Source organism: Sphingobium sp. 22B (genome assembly GCF_001580035.1).
Classification (GTDB): domain Bacteria; phylum Pseudomonadota; class Alphaproteobacteria; order Sphingomonadales; family Sphingomonadaceae; genus Sphingobium; species Sphingobium fuliginis.
In genome coordinates this window covers 1-8,600 of record NZ_LTAB01000060.1, presented here as the reverse complement: position 1 = coordinate 8,600, position 8,600 = coordinate 1, and the positions used below count along the sequence as shown (strand labels likewise).

Here is an 8,600-nt window from a genome sequence, read left to right as displayed (position 1 = left end):
CCGCAGCACTTCGCCTTCCACGCCAGCCTCCAAAAGCCAGCCTTGAAGCACAAATCCAAACCGTCGTGAATCCCTAAAATGTCACTACGACCTAGAGCAGATTCCGGTCCGATTGCATCGGCTCGACTGCTCTAAGTTTTTGTTTTGTCGCGTTTCCCGAGTCGGCAGATGGTTCCATCTGCTTGGAAAACGCTTTAGAATTCATTTGGCGCACCATGTCTCCGCGAAGGCATTCGAGCGGACAAGCGGCTGATAGGAAGCGGGTTCGGGCGACGGGAATTTGGCCAATTCAGGACCTTCCTTTTCCTTTGAGGGAGAAGGGCAGGAAGCCTTGGCGACGAGGAAGCCCAGGCTGATCTGGATGAGGGGAAGCGGGCCTGCGGCCCGTGCGATCCGTTGGATCGCAACCCCCTCACCCAGCTACGACTAGGCAGCAAGCTGCCAAGTCTGCGCAGCCCTCTCCCTCGAGGGAGAGGGGTAAGTGGGTGTCCGCTTTGCACCCAATCGGCAGAGGTTCGCGCCGATCTACCCGGTCACTTCCAACTTCTGGAGCGTCATGCGTTGCAGCGCCGCTTCATCGACGGCAAGGCCCAGGCCCGGCCCCGTCGGAACCGTCACGGCGCCATTCTCTATCGCCATGGCGCCTTCCGCGATCAGGGGATCGTCGCCCAGCACGCCCACGCCGAAGACGAACTCCGCCGCGCCGAAGGTGCGGGCCGCCGGGACCGAGGCGCAGAAATGCGCGGCCGCCGCCGCTTCGAGTTGGGAGGCGACCGCCAGGCCTCCGCAATTGATACCGATGCCGTGCGCCTCGCCCAGCGCCGCGATCTTGCGGGCGGGGGTCAGGCCGCCGACCTTGTAGAGCTTGATGCAATATACATCCGCCGCCGCCGCATCCGCGATGCGGGCCGCGTCCTGGAGCGTGAACAGGCTTTCGTCGGCCATGATGGGAACGCCGCCCGCCTTGGCCCGGATCGCGGCCATGGCGCGCAGATCGGCCCGCTCCACCGGCTGTTCGCAATAGCCCACATCCATGTCGCGCAGGGCGTTGAGAGCCGACACCGTGTCCGCCGCCGTCCAGCCGGTATTGGGATCGACGCCGATCATGATGTCCGGCCCGACCGCCGCCCGCACCCGTTCGAAATTGGCGACGTCCGTCCGCCAGCCGCCCTTGCCCGCCGCCTTCAGGCACAGCACCCGGATGCCGAATTCCTCGACGGCGCGGCGGGCGTCCGCGACCATCTGCGCGGGATCGTCATAGAGGCTGACCGACCATTCCAGCGGGATCGCGGCATTGGCCCGCCCGCCGATCAGCGCGTGGACGGGCAGGCCCACCGCCTTGCCGAATGCATCGTGCAGCGCGATGTCGACCAGCGCCCGCGCCGCCGGATTGCCCGCCAGCCGCGATGTCAGCAGGCCGTCGATCGATTCCAGGTCGCACACCCGCTTGCCGATCAGCAGCGGTCCGTAGATGTCCCTGATCGCGCCGATCACGCTATGCACCGTATCGGCGACGAAATGGCCGGGGCTGATCGGACGGATCTGGGCGATGCCGGTCACGCCTTCCGCATGGATCTTGAGCAGGACGGGCTTGCCCAGCAACTGGTCCGAAGGCCCGGTGTCGTAGCTGCCGCTGGAGAAAGTGCGCTTCAGCCGGACCGGCAGTTCGGTGACGTGCAGTTCTATCCTCTCGATGCGCATCATGCGGCCGCCCGGCTGTCGTTGCGCCATTGCGCCAGCACGATGTCGGCGCCCCGTTCCCCGAGCGCGATGGTCGGCGCATTGGTGTTGGACGAGGGAATGGTCGGGAAGATGGAGGAATCGATCACCCGCAAATTGCCGACGCCGCGCACCCGCAGTTGCGGATCGACCACCGCCTCCGCATCGGTCCCCGCCTTGCAGCTCCCGACGATATGCCAGGTGGTCTGCGTCGTTTCCCGGATATAGTCGATGATCTCCTCATCGGTGACGGTGGCGTCGCCGGGCCGCGTCTCCCGCACGATCATCGCCCGCATCGCGGGATGGGAGGCGACGTCCCGCACCGCCTTGATCCCGGCCAGCAGCACGCCGACATCATGCGGATCGTCGCAATATCTGGGGTCGATCTTCGGATAGGCGACGGGATCGGGCGACTGGATATGCGTCCAGCCGCGCGAGCGGGGCCTGAGGCCCATGACGCCCACGGTAAAGCCCGAATGCGCGTCCAGCCCGTCCTGCGGCCTGCGCGCGTAGCGATCCTTGCCGGAAAAGGGCTGAAGCTGGAGCTTCAGGTCGGCGCGCGGTTCATCCGGGGAGCTGCGCATCACGATATGCGCCACCGCCGAGCAGATCGACAACAGCCCCTTGCCGAACAGCGCGAATTTCAGGCCTTCCTTCACCTTCACCGTCGGGCGCTGCAAGGCGTCGTTGATGGTGATCGGCCTGGTGCATTCGAATGTCAGGCGGGTATTGGGATGGTCCAGCAAATTCTCGCCCACGGCGGGCATGTCCCTGATGACCTCTATTCCATATTCGCGCAGCAGCGACGCATTGCCGATACCGGACAGTTCGAGCAGCTTGGGAGACTGGACCGGGCCTGCGGACAGGATCACTTCCTTGCGGGCGTCGATGCGCATCAGTTCATTGCCACGCCGGACCTCCACACCCGTAGCCACGCCGTTTTCGATGATCACCCGCGTCACCAGAGCGTCGACCATCACGTCCAGATTGGGACGGCCCCGCGCCGGCTTCAGATAGCCGACCGCCGAAGAGGAGCGGAAACCGCGCCTGGTCGAATATTGCAGATAGGACGCGCCTTCATAATGGCCGTCATTATAATCCTCGACATAGTCGAACCCGGCCTGGCAGCCCGCTTCCACGAAAGCATCGGCCAGCGCGTCGAAATGCTTGAGGCTGGTGACGCCGATCGGCCCGTCATGGCCGCGCACCGCCGGATCGCCCTGGCGGTAGCTTTCCATCCGCTTGAAATAGGGCAGCATGTCGGACCAGCCCCAGCCCGGCAGGCCCAGCGCCGCCCAACTGTCGAATTCCGCCGGATCGCCGCGGACATAGACATTGCCGTTGATCGAGCTGGAGCCGCCCAGCACCCGCCCCCGCGTCCATAATTGTGTGCGGTTCTTGAGCGCGGCCTGCGGTTCGGTGATGAAGGGCCAGGTGTGATTGGGGTCCTTCAGCAGGTTCACGACCATCAGGGGTATGTGGATGCTGATGCTGCTGTCGCGCCCGCCCGCCTCGATCAGCAGCACCCGTTTCCGGCCATCCTCCGACAGACGATTGGCAACCGCGCATCCGGCCGACCCGGCACCCACGACGATGAAATCATAAGGCCCTTCGTTCCGGCCAGCCCTTGCGTTCACGCTGCATCCCTCATCGATATTCTGGTTGGCCGGACATTATGGCCGGGTAGCATGCAATACAATATAATCGCAGAGGAGCAGCATATCGTTATCGCATGCCGAAACTGTCGGCGCCGGTCAGGACTGGGGCTTCACCGTCACCGGCGTGCGCCAGATCTCGCCCTTTTCCGCCTCTGTCACGTAGAGATAGCCGTCATGGATGGTGAGGTTCGTCGTCCAGCGGCCGGCTTCCTTCGGCAACTTCATATAGCCGAGCGTGAAGCCGTCCATATCGGCCACGCCCACCGCCCCCGCCAGGAATTCCGCCCAATAGAGCCGCCCGTCCGCGTCCATGGTCATGCCGTCCGGCCCGATCCCGCCATCGGTATGCGCCAGAATATAGGGGCCGCGCTTGCTCTGCGCATTGGCGACCGACGGCATGGTCATGATCGCCTTCGCGCCGTAGAGGCCGATATTAACGAACTTGCCGTCAGGCGTAAGCGCGACGCCATTGGGATAGGGCAGCCTGTCCGCCAATATCCTGGCCGAACGGGTGCCGGGCGCGAAATAGGCGACGCGCCCCACCCGGTCGAGATAATTGGAATTGTCCGCCAGCGTCACATAGATGCCGCCCTGTTCATCGAAGACGAGATCGTTGGCGACAAAGGATTTGCCTTCCACCCTGTCCGCGAAGACTGTGAGCGACCGGGACCGCGGATCATAGGTCAGGATGCCGCGCGCATTGTCCGTGATGAACAAGCGCCCGTCCTTATGGAAGCGCGCGCCGTTGGGATTGCCCCCCGTGCTGAGTTGGGTGACGCATTGGCCGCCGACGACCTTGACGATCGCGCCGTTGAACAGGCTGACGGCCCAGATGTCGCCATTGCCGTCGAAATTGATCCCTTCCAGGAACTGGCCGCAGGTGACGAGCTTTTCGAACCGGCATTCGCCGCATATGTCCTTCAGGGTCGAAGCCTGCGCGGCGACGGCGCCGGTCATCGCGACGGCGCAGCCCAAGAGCTTCATCAATTTCCGGATTGCCATTCCACCTCTCCCATGCTCCGCTGTCCTGCGCGCATTTCCGATGCGAAATCATCCGGATCGAGGGGATCGAAGGCCAATATCCAAACGGCATTCAGGAGAAGCGCTGCTTATGGTGGAACCGGCGGGCACCATAAGCTTCCGTTATTCTCGCTCACCGGAAACATATTGGAGGGCATAGCGTCGGCGGGCTAGGACTGTGCCAAAGGCGGGAGGATGACATTGGCTGAGCGGCAGGATTACGACCTTTTCATCGGTGGGCAGTGGGTGCCGCCGGAAATGAACGAGCGCTTTCCCACCGTCAATCCGTTCGACCAGACTGTCTGGGCGACAATCTCGCAAGCCGGTCCGTCCGACGTCGCCGCCGCCGTCGCCGCCGCCCGGGAGGCCTTCGAACGGCGCTGGCGCGGGGTGCCGGGGGTGGAGCGCGCCCGGCTGATGCACCGCCTGGCCGACCTGATCGAGCGCGACGCCGACCGGCTGGCCAGGCTGGAGTCCACCGACAATGGCAAGGTGATACGCGAAACCCGATCGCAGATGCGCTTCTGCGCGCGGGTCTTCCGCTTCTTCGCGGGCTATGCCGACAAGATATTCGGCAAGGTCATTCCCGTCGACCGGTCCGACATCTTCGACTATGCGACGATGGAGCCGCTGGGGGTGATCGGCGTCATCACGGCATGGAATTCCCCCATCGCGCTGCTGGCGAACAAGGTGCCGGCGGCTCTGGCGGCGGGCAATACGGTGGTGGTGAAGCCGTCCGAGCATGCGTCCGTCACCACGCTGGAATTCGCGCGGCTGGTGGAGGAGGCGGGATTCCCCAAGGGCGTGTTCAACGTCGTCACGGGGGATGCGCGTACCGGAAGGGCGCTGGTGGAAGGCGGCGGGCTGGACAAGATCAGCTTTACCGGCAGCAGCCATGGCGGGCGGGAAATCGCCGCCGCCGCCGGGCGCAACCTGACGCCCGTGATCCTCGAACTGGGCGGGAAATCGCCCAACATCATCTTCGAGGATGCGGACCTGGGCAAGGCGACCGTGGGCGCGCTGGCGGGCATTTTCGCGGCGACGGGACAGACCTGCATCGCCGGGTCGCGCCTGCTGGTCCAGCGGTCGGTCCATGACGGCGTGGTGGAGGAACTGGCGCGCCGGGCGGCGAATATCCGGCTGGGCGATCCGCTCGATCCCGCGACGGAGATGGGCACGGCGGCCAACCGGCCGCAGTTCGACCGCATCCTGTCGTTCATCGAGTCCGCGAAGGCGGACGGCGCGCGGCTGATCACCGGGGGCGAAGCGGCGCGCGACGGCATTCTGCGCGACGGGCTGTTCGTCAAGCCCACCATCTTCGCGGACGTCGACAACCGCATGCGCGTGGCGCAGGAGGAGATTTTCGGGCCCGTGCTCTCCATCATCCCCTTCGATACGGAGGAGGAGGCGATCGCCATCGCCAACGACCAGAGCTTTGGCCTGGCGTCGGGCATCTGGACGCAGAGCCTGAACCGCATGCACCGCGTTTCCGCCGCGCTCCGCACCGGCATGGTGTGGGTCAACACCTATCGCGCCGTGGCCGTGCAGACGCCCTTTGGCGGGGTGAAGGACAGCGGCTTCGGCCGCGAGCGCGGCGAAGAGGGGTTGAAGGAATTCCTGACCACGAAGAATGTGATGATCAACCTGTCCGAAAGCGAGCGGGACCCGTTCCAGGTGCAGACCTGAACGGCAGAAGAGGATGAACCGATGTGCGATCAATGCCCCAAGGCGCCGGATGGCTGGATCGGCTGGCTGGACCTGCCGGCAAGCAGACCGGTCCAGCCCGCCGGTCCCTGGGTCGACCTGACCCATGATGTCGGCCCGGACATGCCCTGCGCGTCGATCTTTCCGAGGCCCAGCTTCGGCAAGCTGCGTTCGCTGCCCCAGGACCCGTTCAACGTCACCGACATCCACATGGTCGCGCATGCCGGGACGCATGTCGACGCGCCGCTGCATTATTTCGAGAACGCGCCCGACATGGCGTCGATCCCGCCGGAGCGGCTGAGCGGCGAAGGCGTCGTCTGGCGCATCGAAAAGGGGCCGGACCAGATCATCTCCGTCGCGGAGCTTGAGCAATGCCGCCCGGTCCTGCAGGCGGGCGACATATTGGCGGTGGACACCGGCTGGGCCGCCCGCTTCGGCACGCCGGACTATGAACGGCATCCGAGCTTCAGCCCCGAAGCCGCCACATGGCTGCTGGAAAGGCGCATCAAGATGCTGGCCTGCGACTTTGCGACGCCCGACCTTGTCTATCATCTTCGGCAACCCGGTTTCGACTGGCCGGTCCACCGCACGCTGCTCGCCAACGGCATATTGATCTGCGAGCATTTGACCGGGCACGCCGCCTTCGCCGGGGAGCGGGTCGAGTTCCTGTTCGGCGCCCTGCCCATCGCCGGAGGCGACGGTTCGCCAGCGCGGGTGCTGGCCCGCAGGATCGCCCGAGCCGGTGTATAGCGGGGACCGGTATCTGGCCGACGCGCTTGCGGCCTGCGGCGCGACTCATTTCTTCCACGTCCCGCTGCTGCTGCCCGGGGCGGTCAAGGCGATGCAGGCTGCCGGGGTCCTGCCCGTCGTCGCCCATGGCGAGAAGGCCGCCGCCTATATGGCGGACGGCTATGCGCGGGCTTCGGGCCGGATCGGCCTGTGCGGGGCGCAGCAGATCGGCGCGGCCAATCTGGCCGCCGGATTGCTGGACGCGCTGATGGCGCGATCCCCGGTGCTGGCGCTGACCGGCGGCAGCACCGCCGCCACCCGCGACCGCAACCAATATCAGGAGGTCGACCAGCAGCCCATTTTCGCCGGGCTGACCAAGATGACGTCGCGCATCGACCTGGTCTCGCGCCTGCCCGACATGCTGGGCCAGGCCATGCGGGTGGCGACCGGCGGCGCGCCCGGCCCGGTCCATCTGGAACTGGCGGGCTTTACCGGCGGGGTGCTGAACGATCCGATGGACCCCGCGCCCCTGCCCGATCCGGCCTTCGCTTCATGCCCGGCGGTCCGCCATGCCGCGCCCGCCGCCGACATCCGCCGCGCCGCCGACCTGCTGCGCCATGCCATGCGTCCCGTCGTCATCGCCGGATCGGGCATCCGCGCGAGCGGCGCGCAGGAAGCGCTGGCGGCCTTCGTGCGGCGGCACAGGCTGCCCCTCGCCACCTCGCTCGACGCCAAGGCGGTGTTGCGGGAAAGCGATCCGCTCTCGCTCGGCGTCTGCGGCATCTATTCGCGGGAAGCCGCCAACCGGGCGGTGAGCGAGGCCGATCTGGTCCTTTTCGTGGGGACCATGGCGGGCAGCATGACGACCACCGGCTGGAAGGTGCCCCAACCCGGCGTCGCCGCGATCCAGATCGACGTGGACGCCCGCGAACTGGGCCGCAACTATCCGTTGCAGGCCGCGCTTTGCGGCGATCCGAAAACCATATTGGAACAATTTTCCGCTGCGCTGACGGACATGCCGGTACGGCGGGACTGGCTGCGGCATGTGGAAGAATTGCGCGCGGACTGGACGCAGGCGGCGGCGCCGGCCGAAATGTCGGACGCCCTGCCGATCCGTCCCGAACGCCTGTGCCGCACCCTGTCGGAAGAACTGCCGGAAGGCGCGCTTCTGGTGGTCGACACCGGCCATGCCGCCGCCTGGGCGGCGCGCCACATCTATCTCGACCGGCGCGGGCAGGGCCTGCTGCGCGCCGCCGGATCGCTCGGCTGGTCCTATCCCGCCTCGCTCGGCGCCAAATGCGCGCAGCCCGACCGGCCCGTCCTGTGCTTCACCGGCGATGGCGGGTTCCTGTACCATATGAGTGAAATGGAGACGGCGCGGCGTTACGGCATCAACACCGTCACGATCGTCTCGAACAATAATGGCCTCAGCCAGGAAAAGCCGGTCTGGGCCGACAATACCGACCATGATCATCACTGGCGCTTCTCCCCGGTCGACTATGCCGCCGCCGCGCGCGCGTTCGGCTGCAAATCCTGTCGGATCGAGCGGCCGGGCGAGTTGGGCCCCGCGCTGCGATCCGCCATCAAGGAGGATGCGCCGGTCATCGTGGAGGTCATGACCGACATATTGTCGCTGCATCCGCCCGCCTGGACGCCCTCCGATCCGGCCCGGTTCTATTAGGTGGATTGGGTGCGTTCGGAATAGGCTGGATGACTGATTTTTGGGGTGGAATCAGGACATTCCCCCTCCCGCAGGCGGGAGGGGGAATG

At 65.8% G+C, this 8,600-nt stretch carries 6 protein-coding genes; 3 read left to right on the top strand and 3 right to left on the bottom strand.

The features are described from left to right. Nucleotides 1-525 precede the first annotated feature (525 nt). From A0J57_RS24745 to A0J57_RS24735, 3 genes are all read right to left on the bottom strand, one after another. Nucleotides 526-1,704, bottom strand: a complete 1,179-nt coding sequence (locus tag A0J57_RS24745; RefSeq protein WP_158298553.1) for a mandelate racemase/muconate lactonizing enzyme family protein — start codon at nucleotides 1,702-1,704, stop codon at nucleotides 526-528. Then, nucleotides 1,701-3,356, bottom strand: a complete 1,656-nt coding sequence (locus A0J57_RS24740) for a GMC family oxidoreductase (RefSeq protein WP_061940940.1) — start codon at nucleotides 3,354-3,356, stop codon at nucleotides 1,701-1,703. The genes A0J57_RS24745 and A0J57_RS24740 overlap by 4 nt, the downstream gene beginning before the upstream one ends. Before the next feature lie 117 nt (nucleotides 3,357-3,473). Continuing rightward, nucleotides 3,474-4,379 carry an SMP-30/gluconolactonase/LRE family protein gene (locus tag A0J57_RS24735; protein WP_025551947.1) on the bottom strand — a complete coding sequence of 302 codons (906 nt, stop codon included), beginning with the start codon at nucleotides 4,377-4,379 and terminating at the stop codon, nucleotides 3,474-3,476. 213 nt (nucleotides 4,380-4,592) lie between these two features. Between A0J57_RS24735 and A0J57_RS24730 the strand changes: the two genes are divergently transcribed. The 3 genes from A0J57_RS24730 to A0J57_RS24720 are packed head-to-tail and all read left to right on the top strand — an operon-like array spanning nucleotide 4,593 to nucleotide 8,511. Continuing rightward, entirely contained in the window at nucleotides 4,593-6,083 is a 1,491-nt protein-coding gene (locus A0J57_RS24730; RefSeq protein ID WP_061940937.1) for an aldehyde dehydrogenase, read from the top strand. Between the two features lie 21 nt (nucleotides 6,084-6,104). After that, the gene (locus A0J57_RS24725) at nucleotides 6,105-6,851 is read left to right on the top strand and encodes a cyclase family protein (protein ID WP_061940934.1); all 747 of its coding nucleotides are present in this window, start codon (nucleotides 6,105-6,107) and stop codon (nucleotides 6,849-6,851) included. Further along, nucleotides 6,844-8,511 (top strand): thiamine pyrophosphate-binding protein, encoded by a 1,668-nt coding sequence (locus tag A0J57_RS24720; protein ID WP_061940931.1) that lies wholly within the window; start codon nucleotides 6,844-6,846, stop codon nucleotides 8,509-8,511. The genes A0J57_RS24725 and A0J57_RS24720 overlap by 8 nt, the downstream gene beginning before the upstream one ends. Nucleotides 8,512-8,600 lie beyond the last annotated feature (89 nt).

What these genes read in the sequence shown, in the direction of transcription:
- A0J57_RS24745 (WP_158298553.1), bottom strand. Translation starts at nt 1,704, where the DNA reads ATGATGCGCATCGAGAGGATAGAACTGCACGTCACCGAACTGCCGGTC.
- A0J57_RS24725 (WP_061940934.1), top strand. Translation starts at nt 6,105, where the DNA reads ATGTGCGATCAATGCCCCAAGGCGCCGGATGGCTGGATCGGCTGGCTG.
- A0J57_RS24730 (WP_061940937.1), top strand. Translation starts at nt 4,593, where the DNA reads ATGACATTGGCTGAGCGGCAGGATTACGACCTTTTCATCGGTGGGCAG.
- A0J57_RS24735 (WP_025551947.1), bottom strand. Translation starts at nt 4,379, where the DNA reads ATGGCAATCCGGAAATTGATGAAGCTCTTGGGCTGCGCCGTCGCGATG.